Genomic DNA, 22926 nt, shown 5'->3' with positions numbered 1-22926 from the left:
TAATGTCCTGATTATCATGATAAATTGAGGTGCGTTAGTAAATGCCTAACGCACCAACAAACGTGTCAAATTAAATTCAACACTAGATTACAGTAGTTGTTCATTGCACTTGTCAGCAACAGACTGGGAATCAGTTGCTTTTATTTGATTGTTTTTTACCTATAACTCCCACGAAATCATTCCCAGCACCGTGAATGCCTCACCAGCGTTAACCCCCCAACCGACTAGAGGCATTCTCAAAATAGTCAACGTTGAATAGATTCCTGAAATTGACCTGTGCCCAGAATCTATCTCGCTTATAAAAGAGGGCAGCATCTGTGCGGAAATAGCTGGATACAGTAAATGTGTTGGGGACTTTCAATTAAAAAAATATCCCATCCCTGCGGGACGCTACGCGAACGTATTTAGGGCAGTTCTTGCAGGGGGAGGAACAGTCGTGTTGAGTCTAGAAATTGGGATAATTTATTTTTTGGAGTTCCCTTGTTTAAATCTCCCTGGCGATCGCCTACAAAAAAGCATCTCGTACCAACCCCAAAGCCTTGCAACGGACTTCGTTGAATTTCGTAGGTTGTCCAGAGCTTAAAACTGTGTTGCGGCAAATTATTCAGCCGATTGCCCACAGGAGAGCGAGTTAAAACTCCCAACTGATAGAACCGATGATTGTAAAGGGCGCACCTGTTTTCACCCTTGCTCTTGTTCCATTGCTATCAACGAAATATTCTGTATCAAATAGATTACGGATATTGATAGCAGCCTTTAAAGCATCTCTACGGTAGTAAATCGCCGCATCGGTACGCAAGTAATCGGGGATTTCAAATGAGTTATCTAAATCTACCGCCCGCGCACCTACATAAAACAGCCCCAGACCTAATCCCAAACCCTTGAAATCACCATTTTGGAGTTCATAGGTTGTCCAAAGGCTAGCTTGATTCTTTGGTACATCCTCTAATCTATTGCCTACAGAAATCAAGTTATCCTCGGTGACTTCTGCATTGGTATGAGCATAGGAAGCGATCGCCTTCCACCCTGGTAAAATCTCACCTGTGATATCCAACTCAATCCCCTGACTTCTTACCTCTCCTATCTGAACTAAGTAATTAGGGTCATCGTTATTGGGATCGTCTGTTGTAATCTTCGTCTTGGTGATTTGATAGACTGCCAATGTTGTCGAAAGTCTGTTTTCTAGAAAGTCAGCTTTAATGCCCGCTTCATATTGGGTTCCTTTAGTTGGCTCGAACTGGCTACCATCACCGTTCAATCCTGAGTTAGGGTTAAAAGATTGACTGTAACTGGCGTAGAGAGAAACAGATTTGCTGGGCTGATACACCAACCCGATTCGGGGGCTGAACGCATTATCATTCTGTTCTGGTTGGTCTATGGCACTTTTTTGTGAAATCCAATCAAAACGCCCGCCAATCAGTAACTTCAGGTTATCTTGAAAGCTAATCTGATCCTGAAGGTAGAACCCATAAGATTGAACAGTCCTATAGCTAGTAGAAGTCTCAAGAGTAGTGATTGGAATATTGTAGTTTGGGTTGAAGACATCTAGAGCAGGCACAGAGAGAGAAGTAGGATTATAAATTATCACATTGCGGTTGACATCAAAGCCTAATACTAGTTGGTGTGGAATCGAGCCTGTATTAAACTTACCAACCAAGTCGATCTGTCCAAAATAGTTGTCTACCATGTAGTTACGTCTTGCGGCAAATTGCTCTAAGAAACGATCATCCACTAGATTCGTTGGTACCGTATACTCCTCGATAGCGTTAAAAGCAGTTATAGAAAAATTATTACGGAGCTGCCAGTTATCGCTAAACTTGTGGTTTAGCGTATAGCCATATTTTTGACTGGTATAATGTTGCCCATCAAGAGGGTAACTTAAGTAACGACTTCGAGGCAGCTTGAAGGTATTATCGCTGAAAGCAGTCGCGAAACTCTCAGGAATCCCATTGAATTTAGTAGATTCATAATATAGATTTAGGTCTGTCCTATCTCCCAATTTCCAAGTGATTGAGGGTGCGATCGTAGTCAAATGTGAGGTGACAAAATCTTGAAACCCGTTTGAACTTTCATAGCTGGCGTTTAAGCGATAGAGCAGGGTTTTATCGTCATTCAATGGGCCTGAAAAATCAATACTGGATTCATATAAGTCACGGTTTCCTGCCTGAAATTCAAGATTGTAATAGGGTTCACTGAGGGGTTGTTTAGTGATAACGTTGATGATTCCACCGGGTTCTACTGCTCCAAACAAAACCGAGGCAGGCCCTTTCAAAACTTCCACTCGCTCGATCGATGCAGTTGGTGTCAGACCATAACTACCTACATCTCGATAGCCATTTCGGAAATTTCCTGCTTGTTCAAATCCTCTGATAGTATAGCTGCCTCCAGGTGCGTTAAATACAGTATCTGCACTGGTAACGCCACTAACTGTTTCCACTGCCTCAGTCAGACTTCTCACGTTGCGATCTTCTAGCACCTGTCGCGGTATGACCTGAATCGATTGGGGAATATCGCGCAAAGGGGTGTCTGTCCTTGTTGCAGTCGTAGCATTTTGCACGCGATACCCATCCTGTTCTCCCGTCACCACCAACTCAATCGGCTCATCACCCTCAGATGAAGGTTTCTCTGTTTGGGTTTCACTGGTTGGTGGCGTTTGAGGTGGCTGCTGCGGTGGTGTGGAGGATGCTGCACTTGCCACAGAAAAGATAAGACCCTCGTCTGGACTGTCATACAACTCGACTTGTGGTAACGCTATCTCACCCGTCACTGTGACTCGGATGGTATTGGCATCAAAGTTTGTTACCGTTATTTCAGTAACACCTGCTATTGGTTTTTCAGAACGGAATGTGAATGCATCGCCACTGGGTAAACGTAATTGTGCGTTGGGAACATCAACAATAAAGCTATTGCCAGCACTGCGGTTTACTAATTGCAATTGTTGATCTTTGGCTGTCTGTAAAATCACCTCCACACCTTTGTCACTAGGATTTGCCTTGACTTCGGTAACTTCAATGACTGCATTTGCTGGCGACGTGTTGGGTGTTGGCGACTGAACTAGCTCCCGTACACTTCTTGACGGAAACTGGATCTCACTGAGTTGAGGAATTTCTTTTTTTGGTTTAACTTCTGGTTGTTCCGCACCAAATGCAGAAGTTGTCAAAACAACAAAAACTGTACCTATGAGCCACAGGTGTTTTAGCACTATTATCGATTTCATCTTCATCCTCACACTTAATGATGCTGCTTGCTTTGTGCGGGGTTACAGGCAGTTAGATTCCCGACTTCTTGTAGACACCCGGAGGGTAGAAGTCGGGAATCTCGCAATCCACTTTCCACAGCAAAGACTTAAAGCAATTGAAAATCTATATCAACAAAGATTACAGCAAGTGATAGATGAAAAACGATCGCATCTGTGCCGAAGCGGATTATTTTCTAGCTCAATCCGGATTTTTTTGGCAAATCTTTGGGACACACTCCAAAATGTCTCTTAAATACTGCTGTAAATCGACTAGGGCTAGCATAGCCAACCAAACTAGCAATCTCCTGCACTTTCATCTGTCCACTGATGAGTAAGTTTTTGGCTTGCTCCATGCGGTATGCTTGCAAATACCCAAACATAGTTGTGTTAAATACTTGCCGAAAGCCGATTTTCAGCTTGTAGTCATTTAAACCCACCATTTTCGCCAGTTCTAGCAACAAAGGTGGGTTGTTCAAATCGCTGATCAGAATCTCCTTGGCTTGGTAAATACGGTCGATGTCATCCTTTTTCAGAAGACAATATTGCCTACGTTCGCGATCGCCTGCGTTGACTTCATTTAATCGCAAAGCCATCAGTTCCAAACACTTGCCCTCTAAATAAAGTAGTCTCATTATTCCTTGGTAGGGGCAATTGAACATTTGATCAAAAATCAGGCGCATTGCTGGCGTTGTTCGCTTCAGATGCCAAAGGTGAGGTATATTTTCGCTATGTGCTTCGGTATACTGCCGTAAAGGGAAGGGTGACGCTTCTAAAAATTCGGAACCAAATTGTTGGAAAAATTTCTGTGATATATGCACATCAATCTTAAGTATTTGCTGATGCGATCGCCAAAGAAACTCTTTCCCTTCTGGCTGATCAATCTGTGTAGAAATGAAATTTTGCCCAGAACAAACCTCTTCTGTCTCATTATTTCCTATCAGCGTAAAGCTTAACTCAAAATCCGGCTCTGGGTGTCCTTCGTAACCACCTGCTTCAACTAATAAGTTCTCATGCAACTTGTAGGAATCAATTAGCAGTGATAATCCAGAGGCGAACTCGAACCGTTGGCGATATCCTTGACTCTGCTGCTTCGGGTCTTCCAAAACAAGTTTGCATTCAGTAGTCTGAGGACAAGAAATTGGAGGTTTTCCTGTTGAAGGTAATGTGGAGTCAACTTCTCGGTCAGATAGGAAAAGTGTCATTAAATATTCGTTTTTATCAAAGAGTATAATATCTAATTAAAAAATATTTTCAATAATTTATCAAATCATAGAAAGGCATCTCCAATAAAGAAAATACCTTTCTAAAAATTACTACGCGCCTTCCCGTAATTTATCTAAGACACTCCGATCTTCTAAGGTCGAAGTATCACCAGATACCTCTTGTCCAGCGGCTAGATTCCGCAGCAAGCGCCGCATAATCTTACCCGATCGCGTTTTGGGCAAAGCGTCTGTAAAGCGGATTTCTCCAGGACGCGCGATCGCACCGATTTCTTTGACAACGTGCATTTTGAGTTCTTTACTCAGTTCGTCACTTGCCTGATAAGTGCCTTCTAAAGTCACAAAAGCAACTACTTCTTCACCCTTAAGTTCATCCGGTTTACCCACTACCGCCGCTTCTGCAACTGCTGGATGCGAAACTAAGGCTGATTCTACTTCCATTGTACCGAGTCGATGTCCTGATACATTCAATACGTCATCCACACGACCCATTACCCAGAAGTAGCCGTCTTCATCTTGCCTTGCGCCATCACCAGCAAAGTAAGTATACTTACCATCTTGAGGTGGAATGTGTTCCCAGTAGGTGCGGCGGAAGCGTTCTGGATCGCCGTAGACTGTCCGCATCATTCCTGGCCAGGGATGTCGCACCGCTAGATAACCGCCTTCTTTATTGGGTACGGTGTTTCCTTCTAAATCCACGACATCTGCAATAATTCCGGGGAAGGGAAGAGTTGCGGAACCGGGTTTGGTGGGAATTGCCCCTGGTAGTGGTGTAATCATGATACCGCCGGTTTCCGTTTGCCACCAAGTATCCACAATTGGACAACGTTCCCCACCAATTACTTTGTGATACCACATCCAAGCTTCTGGGTTAATCGGTTCGCCAACGGTTCCTAGCAAACGCAATGAAGACAGGTTTCGCGCATTAGGATGTTGTTCTCCCATCTTAATAAATGCCCGAATTGCCGTAGGTGCAGTATAAAAAATATTAACGCCGTATTTTTCAATTACATCCCAGAAACAGCCAGGATTAGAAGCACGGGGCGCACCTTCATACATTATCGTTGTTGCACCGTTGGAAAGCGGGCCGTAGACAATGTAGCTGTGTCCCGTAATCCAACCGACATCGGCAGTACACCAATATACATCAGTGTCTTGCAGGTCGAATATCCACTTGGTGGTGATATGGGTATACAAATTATAACCAGCAGTTGTATGTACTACGCCCTTCGGTTTACCCGTGCTGCCGGAAGTGTAGAGGACAAACAGCATATCTTCGCTGTCCATTGGTTCGGCGGGACAATCTGCTGACACACCTTTTTGCAAATCATGCCACCAATGATCGCGTCCGCCCAACTGCATATAAGTTTCTTGCCCGGTGCGCTTGACAACTAGGACATTTTCGACACAGGGAACAGCACCATCAGCTAAGGCTTTGTCTACCTGTTCCTTGAGAGGAACGATCGCATCTTTGCGCCAACCACCATCAGCTGTGATTACCAGTTTAGCTTGAGCATCAATTAAGCGATCGCGCAAAGCTTCGGCACTAAAACCACCAAATACTACGCTGTGGGGTGCGCCGATTCGGGCACAGGCTAACATCGCGATCGCAGCTTCGGGAATCATCGGCATATAAATACCAACGCGATCGCCTTTTTGTACACCCAGTTGCTTCAATACATTGGCGAACTGGCAAACTTCTCGGTGCAGTTGGGAGTATGTGAGGGTACGCGAATCACCTGGTTCTCCTTCCCAAATCAATGCTGCTTTATTTTTGCGCCAGGTAGTGAGATGTCTGTCAAGGCAGTTGTAAGAAATATTAATTTTACCACCAACAAACCATTTAGCAAAAGGTGGTTGCCAGTCTAATACTGTATCCCATTTTCGGAACCATTCTAATTCTGTTCCAGCCAAATCTGCCCAAAATTGCTGTGGATCGGCTTTGGCTTGGTCGTAGAGACGCTGATACTCATCCAGGCTTTTTATATGGGCATTCTGCGAGAATTCTGAGGCTGGATGAAAGAGGCGATTCTCTTGGAGGATTGATTCTATGGTTGGTTGAGACATAGTTAGTTATGAGTGCGATCGCTATTATTACTAAAAACTATTCTTAGCCCAGTTGTGCTAGACGGTGTTTAGATTTTCGTTAAGCTAGGTAAAAATTGCCGAGTTATTTAGTTTACATTCATTTTCATCTACCAAAAGCAAGCGATCAAGAAATGTAAAGACGTTCAATTGCAACCTATCTATCGGGAATGTTGCAAAATGTAAGTAGTATTGACAAACAACGCCTGAAACTATGACGCTTACCGTCGAAGCTAGCAGCCTATCTCTCAACGATGTTCATCGGTTTCTTAAACTAGAAAAGCTTTCTAATGCTTCATTCGTAGACTTTTTAAGTCTAGAACCACTTTCTGAGTTTGAACAGCAGGATTTATTAAAAATCAGAAACGACTTTGATCGCTATTTAAGCGCTAGGAAAATTTCTGAAGGTTTAGTTAAATTCTTAACGCTCGCACCATTAATGCGGTTAGCTGGATTTTACGATGTGCCGATTCGGTTGACAATGGAAGATAGCATTGCGATCGCAGTTGAAGATGAAGACAGAAGAATTACCGGGCGGATGGATATTTTAGCAATCAACAATCCCCAAAGTACTATTGCACCGCCTTTTTGGGTTGTAGTAATTGAAACGAAAAACAGTGCGGTTGAAGTGGGTGAGGGTTTACCTCAATTACTCACTTATGCTTTTAAAAGTTTAGAGCAACAACCATCAGTTTGGGGTTTGGCAACTAACGGACTGCGTTATCAATTTGTTTATTTAAGACATGACGAACAGCCAACTTATCAGTTAATGCCATTATTAAATCTGAATGAATCTCCTGGTGCAATTGAGTTATTACAAGTTTTTAAAGCCATTTGTAAGTTACCAAATTTTCAGTAAATAAATTGCGGAGCGATCGCTGATGTCTGAACCTGCTACCCTAGAAATCATCTCTGATAATATTTCAGAGTACGAAGTTATTTTTCCTCCTGGCGATATACTGAGTGACGAACCACCATTGGAAAGTGACCTGCACCGCGACCAAATCGATTTGCTGATTCGCATACTTAAATTATGGTGGCGAGATAGAGAAGATTTTTATGCTTCTGGCAATTTGACGATTTACTATAGTCCTAACCAGAAAAAATCAGAATATTTCCGCGGCCCAGACTTTTTTGTAGTTTTGGGAACCCAGAAAAAAGACCGTAAGAGTTGGGTAGTTTGGCAAGAAGACGGCAAATATCCCAACTTGATTGTGGAAATTTTGTCAAGTTCAACGACAGCAGTTGATAAAGGTTTAAAAAAACAAGTTTACCAGGATACCTTCCGTACACCAGATTATTTCTGGTTTGATCCTGTAACAATGGAACTTCAGGGATTCCATTTAGTTGATGGTAAGTATCAATAAATCCAAGTAACCACTGATGGACGTTTGTGGAGTCAGCAGTTAGAACTTTATTTGGGAGTTTATGAAGGTAAATTAAGATTCTTCACTACTGAAAATCAATTAATACTATCATCAGAAGAGTTGGCTGAACAAGAACGTTTACGTGCCGAACAGGCAGAAGAACGTGCCGAACGAGCAGAGCAAGAAATTGCTCGACTGCGAGAGGCTTTACGTACACAGGGCATCGACCTAGAGAATATTTGATGACATCAGGAAATTAATTAAAGACATTTTCAAGTTAAAATCTAGTTATCAATGTGTAAAAAAAGCGTAATCTTCTGAAAGTAGGGCATCGATTGCAAGCACAAGAAATTAAGGATCGGCTAAAGTCCCTTATCGAGCAAGCCTCCTCGATAGATCGTAATTTAGCGAGAAGATTAGATGAAATCAATCGTTGGGTAAAAGACATCAAACCAGGTTCCCTGACTGCAAAACCCTTTGTCATTGCCTTTCTGCTAGAGGTGATTACGGATTCGACAATATGGTTAATAATCAAATCCTTACCTTCAGAAGAGGAACAAAAAGCCAAGTTCGAGTTGATGACGCCGATTGAGAGATATTGGTATGGTTATCTATTTCCCAGATGGTTTAATGCAAGTGACTCCAAGTTTTATATTTGGAAGCAAAAATTGATGGCAGGCGAATTTAATCAGGTAGATGATGATATCATTAAATCAATAGCCCAAGATATTGTTCAGCGAGAAGGTAGTTTTTGGCAGCGTTATATAGCCGACCTTTCTATGGCAACAGATTTAATTGTTAGTCGTAACAATCAACCACTGTGCATTCAAGTTACCAGTGTTAGTGAAGAACTCAATCAACAAAAGTACGAAGCTTGGCAAAATACACTGCGATCGTGGGAAATCGAGAGAGGATTGTTCTTAAGTTACAATCCCAAGGATACTAATTTTGTCAACCAGTTAGTCAACGTGGCCCTGTATAACAGTGATTACCTTTCTGGTGGTAAATATTTAAAATTTTCGTGAACTTTCAGGAATTTGATATTTCAGATTTGTGTCTAGCCTATATACTTACGTGCTAATTACAGCTTTTATGCCTAATAAAAGAGAAACTCACTGCAATAATCAAGTAGATACATTTGCTGAAGCTTTAGCGACGGCGCGACAAATGCAGCAGAACTGGCTAACTTATGGGGTTGATTTTGTTAATATTTACGTTGAAGATGTGGAGGGAGACTGGCTAGAAACGTGGGGACATGACGAAATATTAGGTAATTCTCGATTAGATACTATCAAGGAATTTTTGGTAAGTAATGATAGTGTAGCCGTTAAAGTAAGAGAGCATTTAGGAGAGCGATCGCTATTTGATTTTGCAGTAAACTTAGAAGAATCTTGGAGAATTTCTGAAGTAGATGACAGGATATCTGCTGTAAAAAATCTGCTAACTGGTGAAGGAAATAGTGTTGATACAGATGACATCAGGTTAGTGGATTTAGCAAATACTCTGGTGGGAAAGTTGGCAGAGATTTTGTGAAATTTTTAGTTGCGTAGTGGTAGAGTAAATTTTGAAGTTTTATTTTGGTTGCCCTTGGGTGGTATGTAGGCGATCGCTTTTGCAGATAAACTTTAATAATCTTTTAGATGTGCAATCTTCATCACTGTTACTAGCAAGGGTTGATCCTGAATCTGGTAAATAATGCGGTATTCACCCAAACGAACCTTATACAACCGTTCAGTATCCTTCAATGGGTGAGCGTCTTCTAGACGTGGATTTAATGCTAGTTCTTCTAACTTTTGTGCTAGTCGTTGCTGCACCTCTGACTCCAATTCTGCAATTCTCTGCACAGCTGAAGGTGCTAATGCTACTTGCTAGCTCATATCCCTAGCTCCCTTTTAACAGTTACCAGTTACCAGTTATCAGTTACCAGTTAAATCAATTGGGTTTAAGTCCCCCACCAAAAAGGTGGAAAGCGTTGGTGGCGGGTTTAAATCCCCCACCATAGCAGGCGTCACTGGTCACTGATCACTTGTTCACTGTTTTAATTTCTTCAAAGGGTGTTGTCCCCAGCCCTGCAATTTCCTCTATTACCTTATAAGCATCTCTTAGATCAGCCTCATCTAACCTTGCTTCAATTAGCTCATGCATCTGCTCTGTTGAGGTAATTTCAATTCCTGGTTCTTCTCTAAGTTTGTCCGTTAATGCATAAAAAGCTTCTCGATCGTCTCGATGTTCCAACACATAAGCTCTTAACTCTTGTTTAGTCATTCCTTGAAAATTTGCCTTAGTCATAAATATCTTACCCTCCCATTTGGCAATATTTCTATTTCAAAGCTTTGTCTAGCCAGAATGTAAATGCGTGTTGTCCGTTCATCTAATCTCACCAAGTAAATTGGTAGGTACATTTGAGTTAAATCCTGACACACCTTAAATAATTCAATTGCTTGTTCATTAGTTGGTTTCGTTGAGTATCATTAGCATTGCCTAGTTTTGCCTAAGTTTTAGAGAACGGTGCACCCGACTTTTAAAAGAGAAATTGTATTAGCCTCATCTCCTGGAATCTAAACATCTGTTATTGTATCCATCAGTGAAGATGTCACTGGATAAGGTAGGATAATTTGGAACCAATCACAGCTAGTGCGATCGCAACTCTCGCTTTTACCAAAGCATTTGAGAAAACCGTTGAGAAATTCACTGAAGCAGCCCTTGTTAAAATGGATGAGCTGCGAAAAAAGATTTGGGGTAAATTACGGGGAAATCTGAAAGCAGAAACAGCCCTTGTTGCTGCTGAAAAAGGCTCGAAACCCGATTTAGACAGGGTTGCTGCTTACTTGCAGATAATTTTACACGAAGAACCGGAGTTTGCTAAAGAAGTAGAAACACTGGCTCGTGAAATTCAGGCTGGTAAGATAGTAGACAAAAGCAATATGACTCAAATCAATCAAGACAATGCCAAAGGATGGCAAACTAAGGTTGAGGGTGGAACAGTTTATCAAGGCGATATTAACATTCATCATGCACCCCCCAATTCTTGAATTGAGACATCATGAACCAAAGCAACCAAGACAATGCTAAGGGCTGGCAAACTCAGGTTGACGGTGGAACAGCTTATGTCGGCGATATTAGTATCCACAATTATCTTACTCAGCAGTTACAGTCATCTCCTCCAAATAATATTCCTTATCGGGGTGTCGCCCACTTTGTCGGGCGGGATGAGAAACTTGTAGAACTACATAAAAAGTTGCTGCAAAATGACAACGCGGCAATTTTGGCTGTGGCTGCTATGGGGGGAATCGGTAAAACTGAACTGGCGACACAATATGCACAGCGCTACAAAGTCAATTATCCTGGTGGGCTTTGCTGGTTAAATGCCAGAAAACCAGATTTAGCAGCAGAGATTGTGCAGTTTGCTCAGTTTTACATGAAACTGGAAGTACCGCAAACCTTATTGACTTCCCAGGAACAAGCAAAATGGTGCTGGCATAATTGGCAACCACAAGCAGGACTAATCTTGGTAGTATTGGACAATGTTGACGATCTGACTAACTGGGAAAATTCTCGCCAAGTACTGCCAACAGATAACCGCTTCTGTATATTGATGACAACTCGGTTGCGAAATCTTGGTTCAACAGTTCAACAGATAACTTTGGATGAACTCTCACCAAACGATGCTTTGAATTTGTTGATAGCTTTGTTGGGTGAGAATGATCAGCGGGTGCAACGGGAACCACAAACGGCAGCAAATTTATGTAAATGGCTGGGATATCTGCCTTTAGGTTTGCAATTAGTGGGTGCGTATTTGGCAGAAGATCCAAATTTGTCTTTAGCAGAGATTTTACAGCGATTACCAGCCCCGCAAAAATCTCAATTGGAAGCCGTATTTGAGTTAAGCTGGCAACAACTTAATTATATGACACAACGTGTCGGTGAGTTGTTGAGTTTATTTGCCCCAGATATCATTCCTTGGCAATTGGTTGAATCTATCAGTCAGCAGCTAAATTTGGCAAAGGCAGATGTTGACGAGGCGAGAAAGCAACTTTATCAGCGCCATTTAATTCAAAGCGTAGCAGAAAGAGAAAGTTGCTATAAAATTCATCCTTTAATTAAGGAGTTTTTGCAAGGGAAATTAGTAAGGTTAAACACAGCCGATGATTTGAAAAAAGCCTTTGCCGCAGCATTAGTAAAAATTGCTCAGAAAATACCTGAATCTCTCACCCTTGAGGATATCAAGTCAGTGCAACTGACAATTCCCCATTTAACTGAGGTGGCACAAAATATGATTGATGTTGTGGAGGATGAAAATTTAATATTGGTTTTCGTTGGCTTGGGCAAATTCTATCAAGGACAAGGTTTATATACCCTAGCAGCACCTTGGTATGAACAAGGATTATCAACGGTGCAAACCCGTTTGGGAGAAGCACATCCCGATGTTGCCACCAGCCTGAATGACTTGGCAGGACTCTACAATTTTCAAGGACGCTACGACCAAGCCAAACCCCTGTATCTCCAAGCTTTAGAACTGAGAAAACGCCTGCTGGGAGAAGCACATCCCGATGTTGCCACCAGCCTGAATGACCTGGCAGGACTCTACAATTTTCAAGGACGCTACGACCAAGCCAAACCCCTGTATCTCCAAGCTTTAGAACTGAGAAAACGCCTGCTGGGAGAAGCACATCCCGATGTTGCCACCAGCCTGAATGACCTGGCAAATCTCTACTATTCTCAAGGACGCTACAACCAAGCTGAACCCCTGTATCTCCAAGCTTTAGAACTGAGAAAACGCCTGCTGGGAGAAGCACATCCCGATGTTGCCACCAGCCTGAATGACCTGGCAAATCTCTACTATTCTCAAGGACGCTACAACCAAACCGAACCCCTGTATCTCAAAGCTTTAGAACTGAGAAAACGCCTGCTGGGAGATGCACATCCCGATGTTGCCACCAGCATGAACAACCTGGCAAATCTCTACTATTTTCAAGGACGCTACGACCAAGCCAAACCCCTGTATCTCCAAGCTTTAGAACTGAGAAAACGCCTGCTGGGAGAAGCACATCCCGATGTTGCCACCAGCCTGAATGACCTGGCAGGACTCTACTATTCTCAAGGACACTACAACCAAGCTGAACCCCTGTTTCTGCAAGCTTTAGAACTGAGAAAACACCTACTGGGAGATGCACATCCCGATGTTGCTACCAGCCTGAATGACCTGGCAAATCTCTACAATTCTCAAGGACGCTACGACCAAGCCGAACCCCTGTATCTCCAAGCTTTAGAACTGAGAAAACGCCTGCTAGGAGATGCACATCCCAATGTTGCCACCAGCCTGAATGACCTGGCAGGACTCTACAATTTTCAAGGAAGCTACGACCAAGCTGAACCCCTGTATCTCCAAGCTTTAGAACGGAGAAAACGCTTGCTGGGAGATGCACATCCCGATGTTGCCACCAGCCTAAATGACCTGGCAGGACTCTACAATTTTCAAAGACGCTACGACCAAGCCAAACCCCTGTATCTCCAAGCTTTAGAACTGAGAAAACGCCTGCTGGGAGAAGCACATCCCGATGTTGCCACCAGCCTGAATGACCTGGCAAATCTCTACTATTCTCAAGGACGCTACGACCAAGCCGAACCCCTGTTTCTGCAAACTTTAGAACTGAGAAAACGCCTGCTGGGAGATGCACATCCCCATGTTGCCACCAGCCTGAATGACCAGGCAAATCTCTACTATTCTCAAGAACGCTACGACCAAGCCGAACCCCTGTATCTCAAAGCTTTAGAACTTTATAAACGCCTGCTGGGAGAAGCACATCCCGATGTTGCCACCGGCATGAACAACCTGGCAAATCTCTACTATTTTCAAGGACGCTACGACCAAGCCGAACCCCTGTATCTCCAAGCTTTAGAACTGAGAAAACGCCTGCTGGGAGATGCACATCCCGATGTTGCCACCAGCCTGAATAACCTGGCAAATCTCTACTATTCTCAAGGACGCTACGAACAAGCCGAACCCCTATTTCTGCAAGCTTTAGAACTGAGAAAACGCCTGCTGGGAGAAGCACATCCTGATGTTGCCACCAACCTAAACGACCTGGCAAATCTCTACTATTCTCAAGGACACTACGACCAAGCCGAACCCCTGTTTCTGCAAGCTTTAGAAATTTGTCAGCAGGTGCTTAGGGTAAATCATCCCAATACGGTTACTGTTCGGGAAAATCTAGAAAATCTTCAAGCTCAAAAGAGTGCTAGCCGTAAAGTTAAGAATAATGCTAATAATAATTCCTTGTGGGAGAAGTTTTTAGGGTTGTTTAAGTGAAGCGAAAGTTGTGATTATAGCAAGGAACTGGAGACACTTCTCTACGAGACGCGGCGCGTAGCTTGCTTCTTTGTAGGAGTACGACAAGCGGTAGTTGAGCGCAGTCGAAACTCAGTGCATCGCTGGGGACTGGGTAAAAAGTCTTTTTGTGTTTCGGTTTTATCCTCCTCAAATTAAAATTGAACAAAAATAATAAACGACACCCCGAATTCAATAAACGACACCCCGAATTCAATAAACGACGCCCCGAATTCAATAAACGACGCCCCGAATTCAATAAACGACTCCCCGAATTCAATAAACGACACCCCGAATTCAATAAACGACTCCCCGAATTCAATAAACGACTCACCGAATTCAATAAACGACTCCCCGAATTCGATCAGGACTTACGCAGCGATGATTAGTCATTGCGAGCGGAACGCAGTGTAGCGTTCGCGGAGCGTCTCGTAACAGAAGCAATCCCAGTCTTGACGTTTCATTACGTACCCTGCGGGTTCTCCAAAGGAGTATGCAATGACAAAATATGTTTTTACACATTTGGGATGCTCCCGATTCATGCCGCAATTCAATAATGCTAAATTATTTTTAAATCAATGCTTTGCAAGTATAAAAATATACTATATTATAAAAATAATAAAGGCGATCTCCCTCCGCCAAGAGCCTGCGATCGCCTTTCTGTAAACCCCCATTCTGGGAGACAATTACACGATCGCAATTTCCCTTTGCAGTTCCTCAAACCGACCCTTGTAAATACGTTCTTGCTCCTCCAACAGCCTAACCTGCAAGAATCACTTCTTGTGATGAGGTGTACTTCCCGCTTGCAACCTGACTTTGAATGAACTGCTCAAGCTCGGTCGTTAAGGAAATATTCATAAACTCTTACCATATTTTTGTTCTCATTTTCTAATTTTATAGTAAAAGCTTTGCTGATTAGGACATCAACAGATGGATTCGTAACAAGTTAAGGAAAAGCAGGAATTTTCAAAGGTAAAGGAAAAGGCGAATCGCCTACTTAGTCTAAAGTCCAGTGGTAAAAATTACAGGAAATCATCTACTCGCCACGCAGTTTCTTGAGTTCTGCATCTGTAAAGGGATTCTTGCCAGCGCGTAACTCTTTCATCCAGCGTTGCCTTTGCGCTTTACTTTCCTTATCATCAGCTTGAGCAATGTATGCCTCAAAGTCTTCAATTGCTCCTTTGAAGTCCCCTGTCAACGCTCTGGCTAGCCCACGGCTGTCTTGGATATTGCGATCGCTAGGCGAAAGTGCCACAGCTTTTTCACAGGTATCCATGACTTCAGCAGCATATCCACCCAGACTACCGTCCCAACACAGACTATTCCAAGCATTCGCAGAGATTTCCGCTTTTGGATTGAGCTTTTGGGCTTCTCGATAAGCGGCGGCTGCTTGCTTAAACTGTTTCCCTTTTAACAATTCTTCTCCTCTTGTCACCAGTAGAGAAGCAGCTTTTGTTTTTGGCTGAAAGTCCAAAGTTTGGTCTAGCTCCAAAGCCTTCTGGAACGCAGCAAGTGCAGCTTCAACATTTCCTTGTTTTGCTGATTCATCTCCCTGGGTAAACTGTTTCCCTTCTAATAATTTTTCTCCTCTTGTCACCAGTAGAAAAGCGACTTTTGTTTTTGGTTTTAAGTCTAAATTAGGGTCTAGCTTCAAAGCCTTCTGGAACGCAGCAAGTGCAGCTTCAACATTTCCTCGTTCTCCTGACTCCTCTCCTTCCTTAACTAAAGCTGAAGCCTTGAATAATTGCTGAGCTTTTGCCTCGGGATTGAAAGTTAAACTTGGGTTCCACTTTAATGCTTGGCGGAAGGGTTCAACAGCATCCTTAATATTACCCTGTCTTGCTTGTTCCTCACCTTCTTTAACCAAAAAGGATGCTGCTGCTATCTTTCTAGATTTATCTTGGCATACTTCTAGTTGTACCAGTTCTTGCGGATGATTAACCAAGTAATCATTTAAGAAACTACAACCTTGTGTAAGTAATTCATCGAATCCTTCAACTGACCGTAGTACTATTTTATCATCACGGCTTGCTGTTGCTAAGTAGTTACCATCTGGGCTAAACTCTACATCTCCCAATTCTGATGAATGGTCTTGATATTCTGCTAACAATTTCCCATTAAGAGTCCAAACTTTAGTACTGTAACGGTCTTGAGTAACTAAACGTTGTTTATCTGGGCTAAATCGTAACCTCTTAATTGAATTGTATCCTTTAATTTCTACCAACATCTTTCCAGTCAAATTCCATAGTTTAGTATTACCGTCATCTCCTGCTGTCGCCAAAGACTGTCCATCTGGGCTGAATTGTACCTCATTAACTTTTCCTTGATGCCCGTTAAAGGGTACCAGTAACTTGCCAGTGATGTCCCATAGTTTAGCAGTACCATCATTTCCTGCTGTTGCTAAAACTTTACTGTTAATTCCAAATTTTACTTTATTAATTCCATTTTGATCTGCTTTGAACTCCTTGATTTTTTGCCCATTCAAGTTGAATAGCTTTACAATATCATCTTCCCCTACTGTTACAAAGTACTGTCCATTTGGACTAAAGTGCATATCTGTAATTGAGTCCTTATGGTCAATAAATATTTTTTTATCTAGATTGTTTAAGCTCAACAAAATTATCCGATCAACACGATTAACACGATTAGCAACACCAGCATCCCGCCTCTCTCCTCTAAAAGCTAAGTATTGCCCATTAGGACTAAATTGTACATCTTGAACACGAATTGAATATTCCTCAAAATTTCTTAATAATTTGCCCTTACTATCCCATAGCTTAATATCCGAATCTCCACCTATAACTATCCGCGTACCATCTGGACTAAAAGCTGCTGCATCAATATTATGATGTCCCTTAAATTGGGCTAATAGTTTTCCTTGGATACTCCATAATGTATCAGAAGTTTCATTATTCCAGTGTCCAGTAATTAACTGTTGACTATTAGGACTGAATCGTACTATAGACCTTCCTTTAATTTGCTTTTTAGTCTGTTGGTCAAAATTAAAAAATCTGATACCACCATCAGTTTTTATGATTAGTTCTTTATTAGTAAGATGAAAGTCACTGATGTAGCCTTGTTGACTTCCTTTTAATTCAAAGACCTTTTGTCCAGAAAGACTCCATACTCTAATTGTTTCATCACCATCCTTTATTAATATAAGTTTTTCATCGGATGTAAATGATACTTCTTGAGGATACTGTATAGCACCTTGAAAAATATTTATAAGTTTCCCATCAAGACTCCATAAATTAACTTCTCCTGTGTTGTCCACCGTTACTAAGTTTTTTCCATTTTGAACAAAGCGTACTTCTTTAACACCGTTATATCCATACTGGCCAAATTCATTTAACTTTTGTCCACTTAAGTTCCATAACTTAATAGTCTGGTCATTATCTACTGTTACTAACCGCTCTCCATCCGGACTAAACTGAGATTGAGAAAAACCACCTTCAACCTTTTGTGGTATGAGCGATGTCTGGCTATCAATAGGAATGTTCTTTCTCTTATAATAAACAGCACTTCGTGAAGCTCTAAATTCTATTAATTTTTGACTATTAAGTTTCCACAGTCTAACTATTCCATCATCTCCTGCTACTAGTAGCTTTTGACTATCATGACTGAAACTTGCAGTAGTAATACGCTTTCCTAACGGTAGTTTGAATTCAGCTAGTTTTTCCCCATTGCGGTTGTATAACCTTATAGCTTTTTTATTATCTAGTGAAGAGTCTAGTTGTGGTATTATTAACAGATTTTCATCCGGGCTAAACTCTACATCTCGTGAAGCGACGTTCTCTGAATTAAATTTCTTAAATTGAGCTAATTTTTGTCCATCTAAATTAAAGATTGTCGCAATATCGTCCTTTTCTGTTATTAAGTACTTTCCACTAGGACTAAAATAAGGTAGCTGAATAGTGGTGTTGGCATCGAATTGAACTAACTTTCGCCCATCCATATTCCACAACGTAGCGTTGTCTGCTCCAGTGATTAGCACACGCTGTCCGTCAGGGCTTCTTATAACTTCATTGATAGCTCCTCTATGACCTTTAAACTCTATGATTTTTTGTCCATCAAGCTTAAATAGATAGCCTACATCGCCTTTGCTAGCGGTTGCCCATTGTCCATCAGAGGTAAAACTTTCTAAAAAACTATTATTGACAATACTATTTATTTTATTATGTTCATGGATATTGCCTAGTATATTTGTAAGTGCTAATACTGGGCTAGTAGTTGGATAATTTGCTAAATTTTTACTATCTTTAACTAAAGCTTTTAAATCTTGGGCAGCGTGCATTGCCCGCAATAATGCTCCAATTTTATCTGATTCAAATTGTTTTAAAGTGTTATTACCTTCTCGCTCTAATCTGGAACTTTCGCTAGCATTTTTAATGTTATTAAATGACCAAAATCCTATTCCGATCGCTGCGAACAAAGTTGTGGCTAACACAATAGATCCAACAGAAATCCGCTGATTAGCTGTTTTATTTGCTTTTCCTAAAATTTGTTTAGCCTGCTCAGATTGTTGGAGTTGCTGTTGTGTCAGCAGGCGTTGCTCTTGTTCTAATAAACGTTGTTTTCTTTCCTTTTCAAGTTCCTCTATTAACTCGTTTAATTTCGGCTCTTGTTGCTGATGGATAAACAAAGCTATATAATCATGCACTAGCTGATAACGGTCAGCTGGATTTTCTGGTAACAAAACTACTAAGCCAGATTTTACTAAAATCTCTAACACCAAATTTAGCCTATTGCTATCACTGGTTATATCTGTAACTAACGCTTGTAGTTCCCGTGATAATTCTGCACAAGTTTTTAGTGGACGAGTACCTTTTTCATCTGTAAGCAAGTACAACAATAACTCTGCTATTTGCTGATTCTCAACACCGCAATCATTAACCACTTCAGCCAAATAGCGTTTAACCAGTTCTTCTTTCGTACCACGCTGCTGATATTCTGCTAGAGTCGTTATGTTCTCAGTTTGCAGCTGCGCCCCTACTACTTGTAATTCAATTGGACGTACTTCGTCTAGTTCTATAGCTAAATCCTGTATCAGTTGCTCAATTAAAGTAGACTCTAAATGAAAACTAGTAGTTTGAGTTAAGCGCTCAATAATTGACTTGGCATCTGTAAGTGAAAAATTCCCTAATTTGTAAAGGACATTACTGCTAAGAATATCTTTGCTAATAATCGTCATATTAGATAGCTCATTGCACTCTAGTAAGTAATGCAAATAATCCACTCGTAATGACAGAATTACTTTTACCGAAAGAATATTAAGGCACTCTCCCAAGAATTGAAAAAATTGCTGTCTTTGTTTTGGTTGAGGATAAACAAAGAAAAACTCTTCAAACTGATCGAAAATCAGCACTGTTCTCAGATTATGCTGTTCATTTTCCCGCAGTTGGGCAATTAAAGCCGAACTTTGAAATTCATAAGTGCTAACCTCAAGCTCTTTTAGTTCTTGATTTCTAGCTTTACCCTTTTGTTGCAATGCTTTTTTTATTAGCCTTTCTAGTTCTTCTAACCAATTAGTGTAAGTCCGCATTGCTACAGGTAGATAGTCTTGAATACCTACATTTTTATTCTTTAAATCTGGAACTAGTCCTGCATTGATCAGTGAACTTTTACCTACACCTGATTGCCCATGAATAACTATTAATTTGTAATCATTGCGTCCAAGTCGTTCAATCAATCGTTCAATATCTAATAATCGACCTGATGCAGCAATTTCAGAGGCAATGCTTTCTTGAGTTTCAGTTTTGGTTAGTGCTACTTGAGCCTGCTTTGTTGACTCTAATCGACCTGCACCGATAAACGCTCGTAAACCAAACTGCTGTTCAACAGACCGTTGCTGCTGTTTTATTTCATAAGCTTTGAGATATTCTTTTTTCTCAAAATATAATCGTTGCAAGTAACTGAGAATATTTAGGTGAAGCTGTAAATCTTTTATGGGATTACTAACATCTATTGCAACTTCTAAGTTGTGAATTGCCTGTTGGGGTTCGCCTAATTCATATTCAGCCTGTGCCAAGATAAAGTAATACAGGCTTAAATCGTATGGGATAGTTGGTTTTTCTGCTAGTCCAGATACTACCCCTGAACTATCTGTTAGTTCTGCGTCAGAAAATACTGGTAAGATATCTAAAGCTTGGAGTAGCAACTGTTTAGCTTCGCTCCAGTGCGACTGAGCCAGTGCAACCTGGGCTAATAATCCGTATGAGAGAGCTAATTCTATTGGCTGAACGTTAGCTTCATGTACTTCTAAAGCCTGCTGTGCTAATTTTTTAAGTTGCTCCCACTCCTTCAAATCACGCAGTATCTTACCAAATTTGGCAATAGAACTAGCAGCTAAATCTTGCCTATTAGCTTCGTTGAGAAATGTAATGTATTCTTGCGTATATTGCCGAGTTGCTTGCCAATCTAGATGGCTGGTATCTTTAATTTTAAAAGCTTTGAGATAATAACAATAAGCTATTTCACCAAGAATTATGACTTGTTTTTCTGAATTATTCAGTTGTTGCCATAGCACTCTAGCTTTTTGATAATACTCTAAAGCGTCGTCTATTTTATTATTAATTTGTTTAACAAATCCTAGCACAGAGGCTAAATTAGCTTCTGTTTCCCGGTCATCAGATGGCAATTCTCTCTGTGCTGCCTCTAATTCTAACTCTATTAGAGAGTAATTATTTATACTTATATTGCTGCAAAAATATTCATCACCAAGTTGTTTAATAAATTCATTTAGATCAGCAGGCGCGATCGCAAAGCTTTTGCTAGTTCCCCAACTTTCCAGGTCAGGGGCAATCTCCATCAGGGTGTGGTGAACTCGATCGCTAATCCAGACTACTATGGGAATAGACAAGTTTTTGCGAAATTCTTCGCGTACCTGATTAGCACTGGTCAACATCTGCGGTAAAGAGAGCAATGATTCCTAGCCCACAATCATCAGAGCTTGGGTATCAGATTTTAATTCTGAGCGGATTGCAGTATACAGCGTTCTTGATGATTCCTTGAGTTGCAGTACTTGAATATTTATTTGGCAGATTTGACGTAACCTTTCTATCAGGCAGTTCCGTAAATCACTGTAATTGCATCGCGCCCAAATCAACTTAAATTGTCCCACGGAAGCTTGAAGTGTCCAAGCTAGCTGTTGCAGCGATCGCTCGTAATCTGTGGGTTCATTTTCTGGCTGGTACTGTGTACTCATACAATTTCCATGAAAAGATGGGAAAAGGGAACAAATTAATTAAGAAACAGGGGTATGAAGCCCCGCCCTTCCAGGGCGCTCGAACTTTGGCGGAGTCTGAGCTTCCGTCTGGTGTTTTTCCCCCTGCCCACTTCCCCCTGCTCCCTTGCCTCTTTTGACTGCTCCCTCAACCACTCAACTCCGTTGCCTCTGCCAAAATCGGATTGACATCAAACCAGGATTCACCACCATCTCTGTATTCAAACACAAATCTACTACGGATTAGCTTTTGGTATCCTTGGTCATCACTGACTTTGTTCTTTTGCTTAACATAACGCAGTAACTCCCACTCCGAATCAGAAATTGGCATAGTCATCTCATTGCGTCGAGCGCGAATCACTTGCTCCAAGGTATTACGGGAAAGCGGAAGTGTCATTTCCTCCTGAATCCAGGTGTTCAGCAACCTTAGCAAATCTCGCACATGACCACCACTCAATCTGCATAAGCGCTTCATGGTTTCTGCACTGTCGAAGATTTCAGTAATTTGGTTTAACCGCTCATCTGGTTGCAAATCAGGGAATGCCCTCGCTAATACCATCTGCTGCATCAGTGCTATTCCCTGCTCATGTACGCTCCCGTCTGGCCATTGCACTGGAACCATCGGTAGTACCTTCGGGTCTTCCGGGAATCTTTGAGTCAGCGTTCCGTAATCGTTGGAGAACTTCAGCGCCAGGGGCATTGTAAAAACTACATGGCAATTCAGCTTTGTCAAAAACTCCCCCTGATCCACAAACAAGTATTCCTGTTGCGGACGACCCCAAGGCTTAATCCGATTATCAATGCGGTCAAGGTTATCAACTATCACCACCAATCCCTTTTTCCCCTGCTGCTTTAGCTTGGCGATTGCCGGCTCTAGCAGTTCTCTATTAATCGCTTCTAGCAATCTGGTTTTTTGTGGCCCCAGGTATTGGTTGAGTTTCTCTCTTAGAATTGGGTTACTTTTCGTCTTGGCTGTGATTTCCCCAATTCCTAAAGCAAGGGAAAACTTCTCTTTCTCCCCAGAGAAACCAACATCACCAACTGGTGTTTTTACCTTCAGTCCCGTGACCTCGGAATCTAAGGCTCTTAATGCCCCTTGCAGCAGTTCATGGAATTTGTTTGGTTCAGAGAGTGTGATTTTTTGTAGGCTTTGGCTTACACGGTGTGCGATCGCGAGTAGCACATCTGCAATGTCCACGTCGGTCATTTCCAAATCTTCGCTGGATTCAAAATATACTACGTGGAAGCCTTGCGCTGAGAGTTCCAACTGTAGCCTTAGTAGTTCTGTTGATTTTCCACAGCCAATATGACCAGTGAATAAAGTGCAGGTCGGTTCGTTCGGTTTGAAGAACGTGATTTTATGCTTTAGCTTGCCAATAATATCGCCACCCCTCACTGAAGAGAAGTCAATACTCACATCTTGCACCTAACCGAACAAACCCATAAAAGGTAAATAAAAAGTACAA

14 protein-coding genes and 2 pseudogenes are annotated in these 22926 nt (G+C 41.7%); 6 read left to right on the top strand and 10 right to left on the bottom strand.

Annotated features, from left to right (window positions below):
• Positions 1-404: 404 nt before the first annotated feature.
• From HWQ58_RS27330 to acs, 4 genes are all read right to left on the bottom strand, one after another.
• Positions 405-644 carry a TonB-dependent receptor gene (locus HWQ58_RS27330; protein WP_292869911.1) on the bottom strand — a complete coding sequence of 80 codons (240 nt, stop codon included), beginning with the start codon at positions 642-644 and terminating at the stop codon, positions 405-407.
• Entirely contained in the window at positions 632-3217 is a 2586-nt protein-coding gene (locus HWQ58_RS27325) for a TonB-dependent siderophore receptor (RefSeq protein WP_292869908.1), read from the bottom strand. The genes HWQ58_RS27330 and HWQ58_RS27325 overlap by 13 nt, the downstream gene beginning before the upstream one ends.
• 215 nt (positions 3218-3432) lie before the next feature.
• Entirely contained in the window at positions 3433-4440 is a 1008-nt protein-coding gene (locus tag HWQ58_RS27320) for an AraC family transcriptional regulator (RefSeq protein ID WP_292869905.1), read from the bottom strand.
• A 111-nt stretch (positions 4441-4551) separates the two neighbouring features.
• Positions 4552-6525: an acetate--CoA ligase gene (gene acs / locus HWQ58_RS27315; RefSeq protein ID WP_292869902.1), complete on the bottom strand. Its 1974-nt coding sequence runs from the start codon at positions 6523-6525 to the stop codon at positions 4552-4554.
• 232 nt (positions 6526-6757) lie between these two features.
• Between acs and HWQ58_RS27310 the strand changes: the two genes are divergently transcribed.
• The 4 genes and pseudogenes from HWQ58_RS27310 (at position 6758) to HWQ58_RS27295 (ending at position 9443) form a co-directional block, all read left to right on the top strand.
• Entirely contained in the window at positions 6758-7402 is a 645-nt protein-coding gene (locus HWQ58_RS27310) for a restriction endonuclease subunit R (protein ID WP_292869899.1), read from the top strand.
• 22 nt (positions 7403-7424) lie between these two features.
• A pseudogene (locus HWQ58_RS27305) lies at positions 7425-8153 on the top strand (Uma2 family endonuclease).
• A 92-nt stretch (positions 8154-8245) separates the two neighbouring features.
• Complete coding sequence (locus tag HWQ58_RS27300) at positions 8246-8935, top strand: hypothetical protein (RefSeq protein ID WP_292869896.1); 690 nt, start codon at positions 8246-8248, stop codon at positions 8933-8935.
• Positions 8936-9002: 67 nt separating this feature from the next.
• Positions 9003-9443 (top strand): hypothetical protein, encoded by a 441-nt coding sequence (locus HWQ58_RS27295; protein WP_292869893.1) that lies wholly within the window; start codon positions 9003-9005, stop codon positions 9441-9443.
• A gap of 92 nt (positions 9444-9535) precedes the next feature.
• Here HWQ58_RS27295 and HWQ58_RS27290 read toward each other — a convergent pair.
• Both HWQ58_RS27290 and HWQ58_RS27285 read right to left on the bottom strand, forming a co-directional pair.
• Positions 9536-9757: pseudogene (locus HWQ58_RS27290) on the bottom strand (type II toxin-antitoxin system RelE/ParE family toxin); the annotation flags it as partial.
• 175 nt (positions 9758-9932) lie between these two features.
• Positions 9933-10199: a hypothetical protein gene (locus HWQ58_RS27285; RefSeq protein WP_292869887.1), complete on the bottom strand. Its 267-nt coding sequence runs from the start codon at positions 10197-10199 to the stop codon at positions 9933-9935.
• Positions 10200-10525: 326 nt separating this feature from the next.
• Here HWQ58_RS27285 and HWQ58_RS27280 point away from each other — a divergent pair, with 326 nt between their 5' ends.
• Positions 10526-10942 carry a hypothetical protein gene (locus HWQ58_RS27280; RefSeq protein WP_292869885.1) on the top strand — a complete coding sequence of 139 codons (417 nt, stop codon included), beginning with the start codon at positions 10526-10528 and terminating at the stop codon, positions 10940-10942.
• 11 nt (positions 10943-10953) lie between these two features.
• Positions 10954-14220: a tetratricopeptide repeat protein gene (locus HWQ58_RS27275; RefSeq protein WP_292869882.1), complete on the top strand. Its 3267-nt coding sequence runs from the start codon at positions 10954-10956 to the stop codon at positions 14218-14220.
• 777 nt (positions 14221-14997) lie between these two features.
• On the opposite strand, the gene HWQ58_RS27270 is transcribed toward HWQ58_RS27275, so the two are convergent.
• From HWQ58_RS27270 to HWQ58_RS27255, 4 genes are all read right to left on the bottom strand, one after another.
• Positions 14998-15096, bottom strand: coding sequence for a type II toxin-antitoxin system ParD family antitoxin (locus tag HWQ58_RS27270; protein WP_292869879.1), 99 nt, complete (start codon positions 15094-15096; stop codon positions 14998-15000).
• Positions 15097-15274: 178 nt separating this feature from the next.
• Positions 15275-21142: a hypothetical protein gene (locus HWQ58_RS27265; protein WP_292869876.1), complete on the bottom strand. Its 5868-nt coding sequence runs from the start codon at positions 21140-21142 to the stop codon at positions 15275-15277.
• Positions 21143-21166: 24 nt separating this feature from the next.
• Entirely contained in the window at positions 21167-21442 is a 276-nt protein-coding gene (locus HWQ58_RS27260; protein ID WP_292869874.1) for a hypothetical protein, read from the bottom strand.
• Between the two features lie 166 nt (positions 21443-21608).
• Positions 21609-22877: an AAA family ATPase gene (locus HWQ58_RS27255; RefSeq protein ID WP_292869872.1), complete on the bottom strand. Its 1269-nt coding sequence runs from the start codon at positions 22875-22877 to the stop codon at positions 21609-21611.
• Positions 22878-22926 lie beyond the last annotated feature (49 nt).

Source organism: Nostoc sp. LPT, from assembly GCF_017115165.1.
Classification (GTDB): domain Bacteria; phylum Cyanobacteriota; class Cyanobacteriia; order Cyanobacteriales; family Nostocaceae; genus Nostoc.
The sequence above is the reverse complement of the archived record's forward strand: the minus strand, read 5'-3'. Positions and strand labels throughout refer to the sequence as shown.